Origin of the sequence: Halalkalibacter sp. APA_J-10(15) (genome assembly GCF_023017105.1) — a bacterium.
GTDB lineage: Bacteria > Bacillota > Bacilli > Bacillales > Bacillaceae_D > Halalkalibacter.
The window spans coordinates 44,416-61,265 of the sequence record NZ_JALKEV010000018.1 but is presented as its reverse complement, the minus strand read 5'-3'; the positions used below and the strand labels follow the sequence as shown (position 1 = coordinate 61,265).

29 protein-coding genes are annotated in these 16,850 nt (G+C 40.9%); 3 read left to right on the top strand and 26 right to left on the bottom strand.

Features of this window, described 5'->3' with window-relative positions:
* Window positions 1–19 precede the first annotated feature (19 nt).
* The 3 genes from MW695_RS18630 to MW695_RS18625 form a co-directional block, all read right to left on the bottom strand.
* Complete coding sequence (locus MW695_RS18630) at window positions 20–235, bottom strand: hypothetical protein (protein WP_247107007.1); 216 nt, start codon at window positions 233–235, stop codon at window positions 20–22.
* A gap of 550 nt (window positions 236–785) precedes the next feature.
* Window positions 786–908, bottom strand: a complete 123-nt coding sequence (locus MW695_RS22760; protein ID WP_260505928.1) for a hypothetical protein — start codon at window positions 906–908, stop codon at window positions 786–788.
* A gap of 279 nt (window positions 909–1,187) precedes the next feature.
* A complete protein-coding gene (locus tag MW695_RS18625; RefSeq protein WP_247107006.1) occupies window positions 1,188–1,475 on the bottom strand; it encodes a hypothetical protein in 288 nt (95 codons plus the stop codon).
* Window positions 1,476–1,636: 161 nt separating this feature from the next.
* On the opposite strand from MW695_RS18625, the gene MW695_RS18620 reads away from it, so the two are divergent.
* The 3 genes from MW695_RS18620 (at window position 1,637) to MW695_RS18610 (ending at window position 3,376) form a co-directional block, all read left to right on the top strand.
* Window positions 1,637–2,152: a helix-turn-helix domain-containing protein gene (locus MW695_RS18620; RefSeq protein ID WP_247107004.1), complete on the top strand. Its 516-nt coding sequence runs from the start codon at window positions 1,637–1,639 to the stop codon at window positions 2,150–2,152.
* Between the two features lie 49 nt (window positions 2,153–2,201).
* Entirely contained in the window at window positions 2,202–2,993 is a 792-nt protein-coding gene (locus MW695_RS18615) for a tyrosine-type recombinase/integrase (RefSeq protein ID WP_247107002.1), read from the top strand.
* 146 nt (window positions 2,994–3,139) lie between these two features.
* A complete protein-coding gene (locus tag MW695_RS18610) occupies window positions 3,140–3,376 on the top strand; it encodes a tyrosine-type recombinase/integrase (protein ID WP_247107000.1) in 237 nt (78 codons plus the stop codon).
* A 99-nt stretch (window positions 3,377–3,475) separates the two neighbouring features.
* On the opposite strand, the gene rpsI is transcribed toward MW695_RS18610, so the two are convergent.
* The 23 genes from rpsI to MW695_RS18495 form a co-directional block, all read right to left on the bottom strand.
* Window positions 3,476–3,868, bottom strand: coding sequence for a 30S ribosomal protein S9 (gene rpsI, locus MW695_RS18605; protein WP_247106998.1), 393 nt, complete (start codon window positions 3,866–3,868; stop codon window positions 3,476–3,478).
* A 19-nt stretch (window positions 3,869–3,887) separates the two neighbouring features.
* The gene (gene rplM / locus MW695_RS18600; protein WP_035345293.1) at window positions 3,888–4,325 is read right to left on the bottom strand and encodes a 50S ribosomal protein L13; all 438 of its coding nucleotides are present in this window, start codon (window positions 4,323–4,325) and stop codon (window positions 3,888–3,890) included.
* A gap of 186 nt (window positions 4,326–4,511) precedes the next feature.
* Entirely contained in the window at window positions 4,512–5,270 is a 759-nt protein-coding gene (gene truA / locus MW695_RS18595; protein WP_247106996.1) for a tRNA pseudouridine(38-40) synthase TruA, read from the bottom strand.
* Between the two features lie 13 nt (window positions 5,271–5,283).
* The gene (locus MW695_RS18590; RefSeq protein WP_306421237.1) at window positions 5,284–6,087 is read right to left on the bottom strand and encodes an energy-coupling factor transporter transmembrane component T family protein; all 804 of its coding nucleotides are present in this window, start codon (window positions 6,085–6,087) and stop codon (window positions 5,284–5,286) included.
* The gene (locus MW695_RS18585) at window positions 6,084–6,950 is read right to left on the bottom strand and encodes an energy-coupling factor transporter ATPase (protein WP_483299872.1); all 867 of its coding nucleotides are present in this window, start codon (window positions 6,948–6,950) and stop codon (window positions 6,084–6,086) included. The genes MW695_RS18590 and MW695_RS18585 overlap by 4 nt, the downstream gene beginning before the upstream one ends.
* A complete protein-coding gene (locus tag MW695_RS18580) occupies window positions 6,926–7,762 on the bottom strand; it encodes an energy-coupling factor transporter ATPase (RefSeq protein WP_247106993.1) in 837 nt (278 codons plus the stop codon). The genes MW695_RS18585 and MW695_RS18580 overlap by 25 nt, the downstream gene beginning before the upstream one ends.
* Window positions 7,763–8,248: 486 nt before the next feature.
* Window positions 8,249–8,623 carry a 50S ribosomal protein L17 gene (gene rplQ, locus MW695_RS18575; protein ID WP_247106991.1) on the bottom strand — a complete coding sequence of 125 codons (375 nt, stop codon included), beginning with the start codon at window positions 8,621–8,623 and terminating at the stop codon, window positions 8,249–8,251.
* 48 nt (window positions 8,624–8,671) lie between these two features.
* Window positions 8,672–9,616, bottom strand: coding sequence for a DNA-directed RNA polymerase subunit alpha (locus MW695_RS18570; RefSeq protein ID WP_247106989.1), 945 nt, complete (start codon window positions 9,614–9,616; stop codon window positions 8,672–8,674).
* A gap of 163 nt (window positions 9,617–9,779) precedes the next feature.
* Entirely contained in the window at window positions 9,780–10,172 is a 393-nt protein-coding gene (rpsK, locus tag MW695_RS18565; protein ID WP_247106987.1) for a 30S ribosomal protein S11, read from the bottom strand.
* Between the two features lie 20 nt (window positions 10,173–10,192).
* Complete coding sequence (gene rpsM / locus MW695_RS18560; protein WP_247106985.1) at window positions 10,193–10,558, bottom strand: 30S ribosomal protein S13; 366 nt, start codon at window positions 10,556–10,558, stop codon at window positions 10,193–10,195.
* 21 nt (window positions 10,559–10,579) lie between these two features.
* Entirely contained in the window at window positions 10,580–10,693 is a 114-nt protein-coding gene (gene rpmJ, locus MW695_RS18555; protein ID WP_003322638.1) for a 50S ribosomal protein L36, read from the bottom strand.
* Between the two features lie 56 nt (window positions 10,694–10,749).
* On the bottom strand, window positions 10,750–10,968 hold the full coding sequence (gene infA / locus MW695_RS18550; protein ID WP_010896341.1) for a translation initiation factor IF-1: 219 nt from the start codon (window positions 10,966–10,968) through the stop codon (window positions 10,750–10,752).
* Window positions 10,969–10,972: 4 nt separating this feature from the next.
* Window positions 10,973–11,281, bottom strand: coding sequence for a KOW domain-containing RNA-binding protein (locus MW695_RS18545; protein WP_247106984.1), 309 nt, complete (start codon window positions 11,279–11,281; stop codon window positions 10,973–10,975).
* A gap of 18 nt (window positions 11,282–11,299) precedes the next feature.
* Window positions 11,300–12,046, bottom strand: a complete 747-nt coding sequence (gene map / locus MW695_RS18540; protein ID WP_247106982.1) for a type I methionyl aminopeptidase — start codon at window positions 12,044–12,046, stop codon at window positions 11,300–11,302.
* A complete protein-coding gene (locus MW695_RS18535) occupies window positions 12,043–12,696 on the bottom strand; it encodes an adenylate kinase (protein ID WP_247106981.1) in 654 nt (217 codons plus the stop codon). The genes map and MW695_RS18535 overlap by 4 nt, the downstream gene beginning before the upstream one ends.
* A 70-nt stretch (window positions 12,697–12,766) precedes the next feature.
* A complete protein-coding gene (gene secY, locus MW695_RS18530) occupies window positions 12,767–14,062 on the bottom strand; it encodes a preprotein translocase subunit SecY (protein WP_247106979.1) in 1,296 nt (431 codons plus the stop codon).
* Window positions 14,062–14,502 carry a 50S ribosomal protein L15 gene (gene rplO / locus MW695_RS18525; RefSeq protein ID WP_247106977.1) on the bottom strand — a complete coding sequence of 147 codons (441 nt, stop codon included), beginning with the start codon at window positions 14,500–14,502 and terminating at the stop codon, window positions 14,062–14,064. The genes secY and rplO overlap by 1 nt, the downstream gene beginning before the upstream one ends.
* 31 nt (window positions 14,503–14,533) lie before the next feature.
* Window positions 14,534–14,722: a 50S ribosomal protein L30 gene (gene rpmD, locus MW695_RS18520; RefSeq protein ID WP_247106976.1), complete on the bottom strand. Its 189-nt coding sequence runs from the start codon at window positions 14,720–14,722 to the stop codon at window positions 14,534–14,536.
* A gap of 14 nt (window positions 14,723–14,736) precedes the next feature.
* Window positions 14,737–15,237: a 30S ribosomal protein S5 gene (rpsE, locus tag MW695_RS18515; protein WP_035345252.1), complete on the bottom strand. Its 501-nt coding sequence runs from the start codon at window positions 15,235–15,237 to the stop codon at window positions 14,737–14,739.
* Window positions 15,238–15,255: 18 nt separating this feature from the next.
* Entirely contained in the window at window positions 15,256–15,618 is a 363-nt protein-coding gene (rplR, locus tag MW695_RS18510) for a 50S ribosomal protein L18 (protein WP_247106974.1), read from the bottom strand.
* Window positions 15,619–15,648: 30 nt separating this feature from the next.
* Window positions 15,649–16,185 carry a 50S ribosomal protein L6 gene (gene rplF / locus MW695_RS18505; RefSeq protein WP_247106972.1) on the bottom strand — a complete coding sequence of 179 codons (537 nt, stop codon included), beginning with the start codon at window positions 16,183–16,185 and terminating at the stop codon, window positions 15,649–15,651.
* A gap of 30 nt (window positions 16,186–16,215) precedes the next feature.
* On the bottom strand, window positions 16,216–16,614 hold the full coding sequence (gene rpsH, locus MW695_RS18500) for a 30S ribosomal protein S8 (RefSeq protein WP_247106971.1): 399 nt from the start codon (window positions 16,612–16,614) through the stop codon (window positions 16,216–16,218).
* 29 nt (window positions 16,615–16,643) lie between these two features.
* Window positions 16,644–16,829: a type Z 30S ribosomal protein S14 gene (locus MW695_RS18495; protein WP_012957149.1), complete on the bottom strand. Its 186-nt coding sequence runs from the start codon at window positions 16,827–16,829 to the stop codon at window positions 16,644–16,646.
* Window positions 16,830–16,850: the final 21 nt, after the last annotated feature.

Below are 16,850 nucleotides of genomic sequence, written 5' to 3'. Positions count from 1 at the left end.
ATACATACACCGAAGATATTTAAAGACGTGAAGACAACGAGCGAAATTCATCGATATGTTTGGCATGGTGATCAAGCAATGCTCGCAAATTTTTCGCCTGAGCTCCCTTAACGGTTACTCGCTCCATCTCTTCTGTTCCTAGATGAAACGCATGCCGATGAATAAACGTTGGCGCACCATCAAACGTAATACGTGTGAGAGGTTTATCAGCAAATATCTTCCACCACGCGAACAAACAACACGTCGTATTTCACAAAAAAGTATAACTAAATTAACTGCGTGTACATTTGTCACGTAACAATAGGACCACACATTCATAAAAGATTATTATGTGTGATGTAATACTATAATGTAATCTTGTTATTCTTCTGGTTTGTAAAAAAAAGCGTGTATGCTTATAACCTGCTGGCATAGCTGTATCTCAATATTTGATTTTACCGCTCCTGCCATGTTATTAACATTATTTGCACCACTTGATATCAGCATGCTACCAATAAAAAAGGGAACAATTTCAAGTAAAAAGACCAAACCTTCTTAATCTCAAAAGAAAAATTAGATTTGACCTCCCACAATCGCACCTATGGTAGATTCACCAGTCCTAATGAACAGTATCGTTGTACTATGCAGCAAAAGGTCACTTATAAATGATAGCTCTTGTTCAACGAAAGCTCCCTTTAATTTAAGTGAAAACATTCACAATTTATAAGAGGATTGATTCGTAACATTTCAAATCCTAACCACTTTTTTCCCCTCTTATAACGGTTTAATTTTAAATCTATTTACATTTATAGGTTACCTGAATTAACATCGACAATCAGGGCAAAATTAATTTCTTTTTCGAGTTGACTATTAATGTTGTTCATTTCGTTTTCAAATGCGGTTTCAAATTCTCTTTCAAATTTATTCAATGATACCACTCTTCTTTTCTAAATTATAACAAAATAAGCCGATAGTCATCGGGGGGGGGGTTACGTGAAATAAGCCTAAAGACAGATGTTTTCACTAAAAAAATATTACATTAGTGACAAAACTAGTATAAACTAGAATTACGATGATGACTAAATTTTAGGAGGAAACATAGTCAGAGTAATCAAGACTGTTGGCCCTGTACCCAATAGTTAAACAAAAACCATCCCTTTAAACCCAATTTTTCTCCTGTTATTTCGCCTGCCAGCGATTAAATTTCCTTATTTAAGATTTTCCTTTTTATATTTACTCATGAATTTAATTACATCCTCACGATCAACAAGTACCTTACCTGCTAATTCGATTACTGGCAATCCCATTTTTTCTAACTTTTGAAAATGGCCAAATGAAATACCAATAAACTCACAACATTGCTTTTTGTTCATGAATCTTCCTTCTCCAGTATCTCTCTTAGCAGCTTCAAAAGCTTCTTTACTAAGTTCATAAAATAATTCATAGTATTTACCTTTAAACTCGTCTGAGACCTGTAATGGTATAAGACCCTCCATAATCTTCTCCCTACCCCCTTTCATCAAGTGAGTAAATACTTTACTTACTTAAGTATAAATCAACTTCATAATAAGATCAATATTTTTAGTTAGAAAAAACTTTACTTAGTAAATTTGATATGTAATAATACTGTTACATAAACTAAAAAGGGGAATTACCAATGGATGCTAAAGAATTCGGGGCCAAACTCAAAGAGATTCGGAAAGAGAAAAAATTAACTTTACTCGACTTAAAAGCACGAACTGGTTACTCTGATTCTTATTTATCACAAATCGAGAACGGCCATAAAGATATGCCTAAACCTGCATTAATAAGAACTCTCGCTGTTGGATTAGACATTTCACATATTTATTTATTGCGATTAGCCGGCTACTCTGATTCTTATATAGATGTTGAGAATGGTTCTTTAAGATATGAAGGTAACGACCCTCTAAAAAATGACAACCGCCAAAATAAAAAGAGAACCATTGATGTGGAGCTTCCATGTACCGAGAAAATCAACATGGAAACCGAAGAGCAAACGATTAGAGAATTAACAGATGACGAATTAAGAAGAAGATTATTTGACTTTCATGATCTTCTCAGTATGGAGATTGACTTGTATTATAAGAATGAATTTTTAACTGATGAAAAACGAAACAAAGTTAGAAAGATACTTGAATTAATCTTTGAATAACTCCCTTTTCCTGTATATAGCCTGCCAGCGTATTGGAAAGGAAACCATTATGGCAAACATTAAAAAATACACAAAGAAGGACGGTACCACCGCTTATATGTTTAATGCGTATCTCGGCAAGGACCCTCTTACTGGTAAGAAAAAGCGGACCACACGTCGAGGATTCAAAACAAAAAAGGAAGCAAAGGTTGCTCTATCTAAACTATTAGTGGAAGTCGACGAACTCGGTCTCCGCCAAAATGAACAGATGACCTTCCAGGAAGTTTTTGAGGAATGGTTTAAACAGCATCGTAGAGAAGTAAAACCAACTACGGTTTATGCGCTGGAGAGTAAATTCCGTAGGATTCTCCCATTCTTCGGTCCTTACAAAATGAAAAGCATAACACGTTCTCATTGTCAAAAAGCTATCAACGTTTGGGCCCAAGAACTTAAAACCTTCAAGGATTATAAGGTACAAGCAAACCAGGTCTTCCGATATGCCATGAAAATGGACATTATTAAGCGTAATCCGATGGATTATGTTACGCTACCGAAACTTAAACATGAGATGGAATATCATGCAGAACTGGAAGAGAAAAAGTATTACTACACGCGAGAAGAGCTTAGGAACTTCCTGGAGACGATTCAAGAGGACGACATGTCTTATACCATGTTTCGTCTACTTGCCTTCACAGGAGCACGTAAGGGGGAACTATACGCCCTGCATTGGTCGGACGTGGACTTCCATCATAAGACGATCAGCTTGAAAAAGACGTTGATTCACACTAGTGGCAAAAAGCAACTTCAGACATCAAAAACAAAGTCCTCTCGACGTGTGGTTAGCGTAGACGATGAAACCTAGCGATCTTAAAGAAATGGCGTGATAAGCAAATACAGCGCTATCTGACGTTAGAACTTGCCTCTTCATTTCAATCTGATGATCAGCAACCCATCTTTACAGTCTATAATCAGTTAAAAAATGAAATAGATTATTGTCGACTGGCTTACTTGAATGAAAAGTTGGATCGGATCTATCAAAAGAACCCAAAGCTACCACAAATAAATGTTCACGCTTTTAGGCATACTCATGCCAGTTTGCTGTTTGCAGCTGGTGCTTCCATCAAAGATGTACAAGTACGACTAGGTCATAAGGATATTCAAACGACGATGGATATCTACACTCATGTGACCGAAGAAGCAAAGGAAAAAACAGCAGAGATGTTTCAGAAGTACATGACATTTTAGCTCGGGGTATTCAAGGGGTATTCAATTCCACATCGGGCATGAAAAAGCCCTCCCTGCTCCATACGAGCAAAGAGGGCTGACGTTGATATAACAAGGATATTAACGTTTTGAGAACTGAGGTGCACGACGTGCTGCTTTAAGACCGTATTTTTTACGCTCTTTCATACGTGCATCACGAGTTAAGAATCCAGCTGATTTAAGAGCCGGACGGTTATCAGGGTCTACTTGAAGTAGCGCACGTGCAACTCCGTGACGGATTGCACCAGCTTGACCTGTGTAACCTCCACCGTCAACATTAACAAGAACGTCATATTGACCTTCTACGTCAATTTCTACAAGTGGTTGCTTAACAATAAGCTTAAGTGTTTCAAGACCAAAGTATTCATCTAGTTCACGACCGTTAATCACGATACGTCCATCGCCTGGCAGTAAGCGTACACGAGCAACTGAATTCTTACGACGACCTGTACCATAATATTGTACTTGTGCCAAAATAATACCCTCCTATCGATTAACCACGAAGTTCATATGCTTCTGGTTTTTGAGCTTGATGTTTGTGTTCGCTACCTGCATATACGTGTAGCTTCATTCCTTGAGCGCGTCCAAGTGTATTCTTTGGAAGCATGCCTTTGATTGCTAGCTCTAGCATACGCACAGGCTTGTTCGCTCGCATATCTCCAGCTGTTGTCTTCTTCAAGCCACCTGGGTGAAGAGAATGACGGTAATAAATCTTGTCATTTAATTTATTTCCTGTTAGTTCAATCTTCTCTGCATTTATCACGATCACGTGATCACCTGTATCAACGTGTGGTGTGAATGTTGGCTTGTGCTTACCGCGAAGAATGGATGCTACTTCAGAAGCAAGACGACCAAGTGTTTGACCTTCTGCGTCGACGACATACCATTTACGCTCAACTTCGTTTGGCTTTGCCATATATGTTGTACGCATAATTTACCCTCCTAATAAACAATCACTTTCAATTTCCTGTACAAACTAAAAAAAGCTTTACATATCCATGTCAATAGTATCGTTCCGGAACCCGGGGCTAGTGGGTTTTTGGAATTACCATCTACCATCATATAATATTCAATATCCAATGTCAATACAATGTTACACTAGGATTCGTTGTTTTTATCATATATGAAAGACGGGATTCGGATATTCGACTTTCCAAAGGTATAAACCTTGTGCTGGCGCGGTTTTGCTTGCTTTCATTCGATCTCGCGCTGCTAATATTTGAGCGACATCATCACATTCCAATTTACCATAGCCAACCTCTAACAGCGTTCCGACCATAATTCTCACCATATTATACAAGAAGCCATTGCCTTTGAAGCTGAAAATAATCTCGTCCCGGTCCTTCCAAAGCTCGATTGCCGTTACTTCGCGCACTTTATCTGTGACATCTGTATTGGCTGCACAAAAGGAAGAAAAATCATGCTTTCCCACTAAATATTGAGCCGCACACTTCATCCTCTCCATACTTATATCGCGCTCGATCGTATGTGTGTAATGACGACGGAATACATCACCTTGTTTCTTAAGCAGCAAACGATAGCGATATTCCTTTCCCTCTGTATCGAACCGCGCATGAAATTGCGGATCAACTGACCTTACCTCATGAATGTGAATATCATTAGGCAAACAAGCATTGAAGGCGTTTGGCCAACGCTCCAGAGGAATATGTAAGGACGTATCAAAATGAATCACTTGTCCAATCGCATGCACACCTGCATCTGTTCGTCCAGAGGATATAACCTTTATTTCCTGTCCTTTATGTAGCTTCGTCAGAGCACGTTCAAGCTCAAGCTGCACTGTTCGCTTTCGAGGCTGGACTTGATAACCGGAGAAGTTCGTACCATCATATGAAACAAGACATGCTACACGCTGCATCCTTTCACACCCTTTATACATATCGTAAATAGACAATAACGCCTGAAATGATCATCACAACGACTAACGCTACCGTATCTCGTACACACCATTGTAACGCACGGTATTTCGTTCGTCCTTCTCCACCACGGTATGCTCGTGATTCCATCGCTGTCGCTAAATCCTCAGCACACTTAAAGGAATGCACGAACAAAGGAACTAGTAAGCTTACAAGAGCTGTCATTCTTTTTTTCCAAGGGCCATAACGATAGCTAACCCCTCGGGCGAATTGCGCCTTCAGTAGCCTCTCTGTTTCTTGGAGCAGTGTCGGGACAAATCGAATCGCAATCGTAATCATGAGAGCTAGCTCATGAGATGGAAGCCTCACCCTTTCAAACGGGCGTAACAAGTACTCTAATCCATCCGTTAACACAATCGGCTTTGTCGTTAATGTGAGCAAAGACGTCACTAATATGAGCGAGAGCAGCCTTATCGCAATCATTGCACCTTGGGTAAGTCCTTCCTCAGTAATCGCAAAGATTCCATCACCCACGATCACAGCACCATCGCGATACGTATACAACTGAATAAGAAATAAAATGATCACTAATAATAGAATCGGCTTCATTGCACGCCAAATATAAGAAATAGTAACTCTTGAAAGTAGAATGAGAACAAATAGACAGAAGCAGATGATCCCTAAGGAAAGCCAATTTCTCGCTAGGAAGATCACGACAACTAGCACCATGACAGCAAGTAATTTCGCTCTTGCGTCAAGCCGGTGGACAATCGATTGTCCCGGGAAATATTGACCAATCAAAATATGCTGAAACATCATTTCTCCCTCCCCGAAAGAAGAAATGTCGCCATATGCTCTGCTAGCTCACCTTCATCAAATACCGTTGGCCATTCTCCCAAGTTTAATCGTCTCTTAAACAGATTCCCGAGCTTCATAACAGGTGGAGTATGTAATCCGACCGAAGAAAGCACCTCGCCTTGTGAAAAGACTTCTGAAGGTGTCCCTTGCATTGTTATTTCACCTTTGTTCATAACGATTACGTGATCCGCATATCGAGCGACTTCATCCATCTGGTGGGTTACAAGTACAATCGTCGCCTCATGCTCCTTTTGATACGTTGTAAATAGCGTCATCATTTCCTCTCTCCCAATCGGATCAAGGCTTGCTGTTGGCTCATCTAGCACGATCACCTTTGGTTCACTTGCCAACACTCCCGCAATCGCCACTCGGCGCATTTGTCCCCCACTTAATTCAAAAGGAGACCTTTGTAGAACATCCTTAGATAAGCCGACTAATTCAATCATCGTATGCGCCTTTCGCTTAGCATCACTTTCCGAAACATCAAAGTTAAGCGGTCCAAAGCAAATATCCTTCTCTACTGTTTCCTCAAACAGTTGATGCTCTGGATATTGAAAGATGTAGCCAACATCCTGACGTAACGCTCTCATATCTCCTCGCGATTTTCGCGTAATGTGATGTGATCCAATTTGGACCGTTCCCTCTGTGGGCGTTAGAAGCCCATTGATATGCTGAGTGAACGTTGATTTCCCAGATCCTGTTGCTCCGATAATAGCCGTAAATGAGCCTGATGGGATTGTGACCTCGATATTCTTTAATGCATACTTCTCAAACGGTGTTTTGCGCATATATATGTGACTTACGTTGTTGAAGACAATATCCATAACTGCTCCATCAACTCCTCTTCCTTCAAGAAAAGACGCTGAATCGGAATGCCTCTTTCCCTTAATTGATGCTGTAATGCGACAAGAGGTGGAACCGTTAAGCCCGCTTCACGAATTTGAACCGCCTTTTCAAAAAAAGACATCGGAGCCTCATCGACCGTCACTTGACCTCCTTGAATCAACACAACTCGATCACTCTCTAACGCTTCTTCCATGTAATGCGTAATCGTCACAATCGCAGAGCCTTGTTGTTGAAGGCTTTTAATCGTAGTAAGCACATCTTCTCGTCCCGTAGGATCGAGCATAGATGTAGCTTCATCAAATACAATTAATTCTGGCTCCATCGCTGCAACTCCTGCTATCACGACTCGTTGCTTTTGTCCACCTGATAAGCGATGAGGCTCTTCCTTAAGCAAATGTCGAGTTCCCGTTAAGGAGGCATATTTTTCAATACGTACCTTCATCTCAGCAGGTGCTATCCCCATATTTTCAAGGCCAAATGCGATATCATCCTCCACAGTTGTCGCAACAAACTGGTTATCGGGGTTTTGAAAGACCATTCCAACCCTTTGTCGGATTGGAAACAAAGCTTGCTCATCTTTCGTATTATATCCGTCAACAATCACTTCGCCTTCAGTAGGAAGAAGAAGTCCGTTTAGTAGTTTAGCAAACGTTGACTTCCCCGAGCCATTACGACCAACAATCGTCAGCCATTCACCCTTTTCCACTGTTATATTCAACGCTTGTAATGTCCATGGTACGTCTTCATGATAACGAAAAAAGACATCCTTCATTGCAATTAAACTCGACAAAACGACCAACACCTTTTTCCATAGTGTTCAACTATATAAACAACAAAACTAGTGTCTTCAAAAATGGACACTGAAAAAGTTTGTTTTTAACTTTTAAGGTTCACTTTAAAATAAGAGAAAGCATTCAAAACGAGGGAGAAAAGCCAAAATAGAGGCCAAAACGAACCATAAAAAACGAAATAGAGGAATGAGGAACCGCATACAGCAGCTGACCTATGTGCTCCTTCTCCGTCCATCCCTGTGCAGTCCATCGGCAAGTCTTTTCTTCATTCCATCGTGATGGGCCGTTACAAAGGAGTTGAGCGTTTATGAAAATGAGGTTCTTTCATAAAGCATGCAATAAGCATGGCCGTCGACTGCTGCAATCCACCTATTTCCTCCATGATGAAACATCTAACAATGTGATACTTTCATATCTATCAAAAAAAGGGCCCAGTGTCAGAGCGTAATAGCCCGGATCTGATTTGCCCTTTAAAATCACGTTACTTATTCACCTTTTTCAACAAGCTCGATAATAACCATCGGTGCACCATCTCCACGACGAGGACCGACTTTCAAAATACGAGTGTATCCACCTTGACGGTCTTCAAAGCGTGGTGCGATGTCTGAGAAAAGCTTTTGTACAGCATCTTGACCAGACTCTTCATTTGCCACTTCTTTACGAATGAAAGCAGCTGCTTGACGACGAGCGTGAAGATCTCCACGCTTACCAAGAGTGATCATTTTCTCCACGATTGAACGAAGCTCTTTTGCTTTTGCTTCTGTTGTTTCAATACGCTCATTAATAATAAGATCAGTAGCAAGGTCACGGAACAACGCCTTACGACCAGCACTATCACGACCTAATTTTGCATATGCCATGTAAATTCCCCTCCTTTGTCACTATTGCAATTCACTATGTGACTTAGCTTATTCTTCATTGCGAAGGGCTAAACCAAGTTCTCCTAATTTCTCTTGAACTTCTTCTAAAGATTTACGACCAAGGTTACGCACTTTCATCATATCTTCTTCCGATTTATGAGTAAGCTCTTGCACCGTATTGATGCCAGCACGCTTTAAACAGTTGTAAGAACGAACAGATAGGTCAAGCTCTTCAATCGTCATTTCAAGAACTTTCTCTTTTTGATCTTCCTCTTTTTCAACCATAATCTCAGCGTTTTGCGCTTGATCAGTTAATCCAACAAAGATATTCAAATGCTCAGTCAAGATTTTTGCCCCGATTGAAACAGCTTCTTCAGGGCGAATGCTTCCGTCAGTCCAGACATCAAGAGTTAGTTTGTCATAGTTGGTCACTTGACCGACGCGCGTATTCTCAACTTGATAATTCACACGAGAAACAGGTGTGTAAATGGCATCAATAGGAAGAACCCCGATAGGTTGATCGTCTCTCTTATTCCCTTCTGCTAACACATATCCACGGCCACGCTGAGCAGTCAAACGCATATGCAAATGAGCTCCTTTTGCTAACGTTGCAATGTGTAAGTCTGGATTTAAGATTTCAACATCACTATCATGAGTAATGTCTGCTGCTGTTACGACCCCTTCACCTTGAACATCAATTTCTAAAGTCTTCTCCTCTTCAGAATAGATCTTCAGGGCAAGGTTCTTTACATTCAAGATGATCGTCGTTACATCCTCTACAACCCCTTCAATGGTTGAGAATTCATGTAAGACCGAGTCAATTTGAACCGTTGAAACAGCGGCGCCAGGTAAAGAAGAAAGTAGAATACGACGTAAGGAGTTACCTAGTGTTGTCCCGTAACCTCTTTCGAGTGGCTCAACTACAAATTTTCCATACTTTGCGTCTTCACTTATTTCAACCGCTTCAATATTTGGCTTTTCGATTTCAATCATTAACAAACCCTCCTTCAAAACGTCGAACTCCGGTAGACTTGCAGGGATTGCCTGACCGGTGATTCAGTCGGCAATTCCTTTGCATGATACTAATCTTCTAACGGACGATTATCGCTCTATCCATTATAGACAAATTAGAAGATTCTATACAATATGTGTCAGGTTACACTCTACGACGTTTTGGTGGACGGCAACCGTTGTGCGGAACCGGAGTAACATCTTTGATCATGTTTACTTCAAGTCCAACAGCTTGTAAAGAACGGATTGCTGCCTCACGACCAGCACCAGGACCTTTAACAGTAACCTCAATTACTTTCATGCCATGTTCCATCGCTGTTTTTGCAGCAGCTTCAGCAGCCATTTGCGCAGCGAACGGAGTTGATTTACGAGAACCTTTAAAACCTAGCGCGCCAGCACTTGCCCAAGAAATAGCATTACCGTGTGGATCTGTAATTGTCACAATTGTATTGTTAAAAGTAGAACGAATGTGAGCAATACCAGTTTCAATATTTTTACGTTGACGACGCTTTGGACGAGTATTCGTTTTCTTAGCCATTTACTATGTTACCTCCTTTCCTACTTCTTCTTATTTGCTACCGTACGACGAGGACCTTTACGTGTACGAGCATTGTTCTTAGAATTTTGGCCACGTACTGGTAACCCACGACGATGGCGGATACCACGATATGAACCAATTTCAATTAGACGCTTAATATTTAGAGAAACTTCACGACGAAGATCCCCTTCTACTGTTTGACCTTCTACTGCTTCACGAATACGTCCTAACTCTTCTTCCGTTAAGTCACGTACACGAGTATCCTCAGAAACACCTGCTTGAGCAAGAACTTCAGAAGCTGTTGTTTTACCAATTCCAAATACATACGTAAGTGAAATCACAACGCGCTTATCACGAGGAATATCAACACCTGCAACACGTGCCATGTATGCGCACCTCCTTGTAAATTAACCTTGTTTTTGTTTGTGTTTAGGGTTTTCACAAATAACCATAACCGTACCCTTACGACGGATAACCTTACACTTCTCACAAATAGGCTTGACTGATGGTCTTACCTTCATTTTTTTTACCTCCTATTTAGTACGGAGTCGTCTGATTATAGAATCAGCGTAACAATTTATTTATATCGATATGTGATTCGTCCACGTGTTAAATCATAAGGTGATAACTCCACTGTCACCTTATCACCTGGTAAAATACGAATAAAGTGCATTCTGATTTTACCAGAAACATGGGCAAGAATCTTATGACCATTTTCTAATTCAACACGAAACATTGCATTTGGAAGAGGTTCAATAACCGTTCCTTCTACCTCGATAACATCTTCTTTTGCCATGGATTTACTCTCCTTCCTTCAGTAAATCAGAGTGTTGCTCAAGAAAGTTTGTAATTGCATACCGTAACTTTCCATTAGTAACACGTCCTGTCTCTACAAAGCTATTGCGTACTTCATCAGCAATATAATCAACGAGCTCAAGGTGATTGAGGTTTTTCCTTTTGACACGGTCAACCTTACGAGTATCACCGTTTGCGATACCAACAAAGCGATCATCAATCAATTCAACAATGATGCCAAACTGTCCTTGGTCACGACCTTTCTTGATAAGTACGATTCGACCAAGCTCTGGACTTGGACCAGAGTCATTCATAAATACCATCACCTACATTTAAGCTTTTGTTAAAATCTCATACCCTGATTCTGTGATTGCAATTGTATGCTCAAAGTGCGCACAATTCTTTCCATCAACTGTAACAACTGTCCACTGATCAGAAAGTGTGCGTACGTACCTGGTTCCAGCATTAATCATCGGCTCAATCGCTAACACCATACCCGGCTTTAGGCGTGGACCTTTCCCAGGGGGACCATAATGAGGTATTTGTGGGTCCTCATGTAAGTCTTGCCCAACGCCGTGCCCGACATACTCACGTACAATTGAATAACCTAATGGCTCTGCATAAGATTGAATCGCATGAGAGATATCAGACAATCGCGCGCCAAATTTTGCTTGATCGAGACCTTGATACAAGGACGTTTCCGTCACTTCTAATAGTTCTTGATCATTTTCTGCAATGTCGCCAACGGCATAGGTCCAAGCTGAATCTCCATGATAGCCATTTAGCTTTGCACCAATGTCAATACTAATGATGTCCCCTTCTTTAAGCACTCGCTTACCAGGAATACCGTGCACCAATTCCTCATTTACCGAAGCGCAGATGCTACCAGTAAATCCATTATAACCTTTGAATGAGGGTGTTGCACCATGTGAACGAATCAGCTTTTCTGCAATCCCATCCAATTCCTTAGTAGATATACCGGGTTGAATATGCTGCTTTAACTCTTGATGTGTCAGAGCAACAATCTTACCAGCTTCCCGCATGATTTCTAATTCTCGTTCCGTTTTACAAATGATCATGCATGAATCCCTTTCAGCAATGAGTCAATATTTGCAAAGACTTCATTGATATCTTGGTCGCCATTGACGTTCTTGAGATATCCTTTTTCTGAATAGAAATCATAAAGCGGCTTAGCTTGTTGTTGGTTAACTTCTAGTCTTTTCTTAACAGTTTCGGGTTTATCGTCATCACGCTGAATTAATTCACTACCATCGACATCACATTTGCCTTCAACCTTTGGTGGGTTAAATAAGACATGATATGTTCTTCCTGTCGTTGGAGAAACGCGACGACCTGTTAGACGCTCAAGCAAAAGCTCAACAGGAACTTCAACATTTAGCACGAAGTCAAGCTTACGACCCATAGAATTGAGCATTTCTTCTAATGCTTCAGCTTGTGCTACTGTTCGAGGAAAGCCGTCTAGCAAGAAGCCCTTTTGACAATCTGACTCAGATAAGCGTTCACGCACTATTCCAATCGTTACTTCATCTGGAACAAGCTCTCCCTTATCCATGTAAGATTTCGCTTCTAAACCAAGCTCGGTTTTGTTTTTAATTGCAGCTCTGAACATATCTCCCGTTGAAATATGAGGGATCTCATACTTCTCGACAATACGCTCAGCCTGAGTTCCTTTACCAGCGCCCGGTAAACCCATCAAAATAAGATTCATTCGTTCATTCACCCCATCTTCGGTCTTAACAACAGGCGAACAGGAAGAACACCTTCCCCTGTTCCCCCTATTACTTAATAAAGCCTTTATAAGAACGTTTTATCAACTGACTTTCAATTTGCTTCATCGTATCTAATGCTACACCAACTACAATTAATAATCCAGTACCGCCAATTTGTACAGCGGCTGGTAAGTCCATTAAGTTTGTGAAGAACACAGGAATAATGGAAACTGTAGCTAAGAATAGCGCGCCAACAAACGTCAAACGATATAAAATGCGTGTTAAGTAAAATTGCGTTGTTTTACCTGGACGGATTCCTGGAATATAGCCACCTTGCTTCTTCAGGTTGTCAGCCATTTTTTCAGGGTTGACCTGAATGAACGTGTAAAAATACGTAAACCCAATAATCAACGCAGCATAGATGACCATGCCGATAGGATTCGTATAGTCGAAAACTCTCGTTACCCAATTTGCAATCTCATTTCCTGAACCAAAGAATCCAGCAATCGTTGGTGGGAAAATAAAGAGAGAGAGTGCAAAGATAACTGGAATAACCCCTGCTGCATTAACCTTTAACGGTAAATGAGTAGACTGACCGCCTACTGGACTACGACCAACTAAACGCTTTGCATATTGTACAGGCACCTTTCTTAATGCTTGCTGAACAAAAATGACTCCAACGACAATTGCTAACACGGCAAGTGCAAGTAGAAGCACTGTAACAATACTTAAAAATAGCTGTTCTCCAGCAGTCTCAATTTGTGTCGCATATAATTGATTGACTCCACCTGGAATACCAGCAGCGATACCTGCAAAGATAATGATAGAAATACCATTACCAACGCCTTTAGCTGTGATTTGTTCACCTAACCACATTAAGAAGGCCGTACCCGCTGTTAGTACGAGTGCAATAAAGATATATGTTGGCACAGATGGATTAGGAATTAATCCTGGGAAAATCGAATTAAATCCGATTGACATTCCGAGCGCCTGGATAAAGCCTAATACGATTGTTCCATAGCGGGTAAACTGAGCTAATTTACGTCTACCAGTTTCCCCTTCTTTCGCCCATTCTGCGAATTTAGGGACGACATCCATTTGCAACAATTGAACGACAATCGATGCTGTAATGTATGGCATAATCCCCATCGCAAAAATAGAAAAGTTCCCTAATGCTCCACCACCAAACGTGTTTAAAAACCCAAATGCATTTGCTTGATCGTCATAGAAATTTAATACGTCCTTGTTCGTGCCTGGAACAGGAATAAAACTTCCGATCCGAAAAACAATGAGCATGAGTAGGGTGAAAATTACTTTATTTCGTAAATCACCCACCCGAAAAATGTTGGAGATCGTCCGGAACATTAAATCACCTCAGTTTTTCCGCCAGCTGCTTCAATCGCTTCTAATGCTGAAGAAGAAAACTTGTGAGCTTTCACAGTTAGGCTTTTTTCAAGATTTCCATTTCCTAAAATCTTAATACCATGCTTAACGTTCTTTACTACACCTGTTTCAATTAGCAACTCAGGAGTTACATCAGTTCCTGCATCGAAACGATTCAGCGTTTCTACATTCACAATCGTCCATTCCTTACGAGTAGGATTCGTAAATCCGCGCTTAGGTAGACGACGGTAAATTGGATTTTGACCACCTTCAAAACCTGGTCTTACTCCACCGCCTGAACGAGCATTTTGACCTTTGTGCCCTTTTCCTGCTGTTTTCCCATTACCAGAACCGATCCCGCGTCCGACACGGTTACGTACTTTACGAGATCCCTCTGCAGGCTTCAACTCATGAAGTTTCATGTTGACACCTCCTCAAATTTAAGTAATCCTATTATGCTTCGATTTCATTTACAGTTACAAGGTGAGCAACTTTGTTCACCATACCGCGAATCGCAGCATTATCTTCTTGAACAACCGTTTGGTGCATTTTACGTAAACCAAGTGTATTAACCGTTACACGTTGGTCTTCTGGACGTCCGATAAGACTACGAGTGAGGGTAATTTCTAATTTCTTAGCCAATTCCTATCCCTCCCTTAACCTAACAGTTCTTCTACTGATTTTCCGCGAAGTTTCGCAACTTCTTCAGCACGTTTTAGGTTCTTTAAGCCTTCGATTGTAGCACGAACCATATTGATTGGATTGTTTGAACCTAGTGATTTAGATAGAATGTCACCAACACCAGCAAGCTCTAGTACCGCACGTACCGGTCCTCCAGCAATAACTCCAGTACCTTCTGATGCATTCTTAAGTAGAACGCGACCTGCACCGAAGTGTCCAACAATCTCATGAGGGATTGTCGTACCCACAACTGGTACTTCGATAAGGTTCTTCTTTGCATCTTCGACAGCTTTGCGAATTGCTTCTGGAACCTCTTGTGCTTTACCCATTCCGAATCCTACGTGTCCATTCTTATCGCCGACAACAACAAGTGCAGCAAAGCGGAAACGACGTCCACCTTTAACAACTTTCGCTACACGATTGACAGCTACTACTTTTTCTTCAAGTTCTAACGTGTTAGGGTCAATACGACGCATTCGTTTTTCCCTCCTTTTTTAGAATTTCAAACCGTTTTCGCGCGCTGCATCTGCAAGCGTCGCTACTCGACCATGATATAAATATCCGCCACGATCAAATACTACTGATTCATGACCTTTTTCAACTGCACGTTTTGCAACTAGTTCGCCTACGGCCTTCGCTGCTTCCGTCTTTGTTAACTCACTCGCATTTACTTCGTTATCTAAAGTAGATGCTGACGCAAGTGTAACCCCATTTACATCGTCAATTAATTGCGCGTAAATGTGCTTCGAAGAACGGAATACATTTAGACGAGGACGTTCAGGTGTTCCAGTGATTGAACGACGTACATGTAAGTGTCGTTTTTTACGTGCCGCATTTTTATTAGGCTTCGTAATCATTGAACGTCAATCCTTTCCGTATGTTAGTGATTATTTACCTGTTTTACCTTCTTTACGACGAATATATTCGCCTTCATAACGAATTCCTTTACCTTTATAAGGTTCAGGTAAACGAACAGAACGGATGTTAGATGCAATCGCACCTACGCGTTCCTTATCAATCCCCTTTACAATCACTTTCGTGTTTGAAGGAACTTCAATTTCAATTCCTTGTTCAGGAGTAATTTCAACCGGATGTGAGTAACCAACGTTTAGTACAAGCTTCTGACCTGATTTACTAGCACGGTAACCGACACCGACAAGTTCAAGAGAACGCTCGAAACCTTTTGTTACTCCCTCAACCATATTTTGAATTAAGCTACGAGTTGTACCATGAAGAGCACGATGTACTTTATTATCCGAAGGACGTTCTACTGTCACTTCGTTTTCAGCAATATTGATCTTCATTTCTTCGTGTAGCTTTCGCTTAAGTTCGCCTTTAGGACCTTTAACTGTCATAAGATGACTATCAAGTGTTACAGTAACACCACTTGGGACCTCAACTGGCTTTTTACCAATACGAGACATTCGTCTACACCTCCGTTCTTATCATATCTATTACCAAACGTACGCTAAAACTTCCCCACCGACTTGTTGTTGACGTGCATCCTTATCCGTCATTACACCATTAGATGTAGAAACAATAGCGATTCCTAGTCCACCTAATACACGAGGAAGCTCGCCAGCTTTCGCATATACGCGAAGTCCAGGCTTACTAATACGCTTTAGACCAGTAATAACACGCTCATTAGTTACACCATATTTCAAGAAAATACGGATGACACCTTGTTTGTTATCTTCAATGTACTCATAATCACGAATAAACCCTTCGCGCTTAAGAATATCAGCAATTTCCTTCTTTACCTTTGAAGCAGGTAGTTCTAGCTTCTCGTGACGTACCGTATTAGCATTACGGATACGAGTAAGCATATCTGCAATTGGATCTGTCATGACCATTATTCTTTACCTCCTTCCCGTTCTAGGGATTACCAACTAGCTTTTTTCACACCAGGGATTTGACCCTTATGCGCAAGTTCTCTAAAGCAAATTCTGCAAAGTTTAAACTTGCGTAATACTGAATGAGGACGACCGCAACGTTCACAACGAGTATACTCTTGTACTTTATACTTTTGTGTGCGCTTTTGCTTTGCAATCATAGATTTCTTCGCCAACGTTTTCCCTCCTCTTCGAAA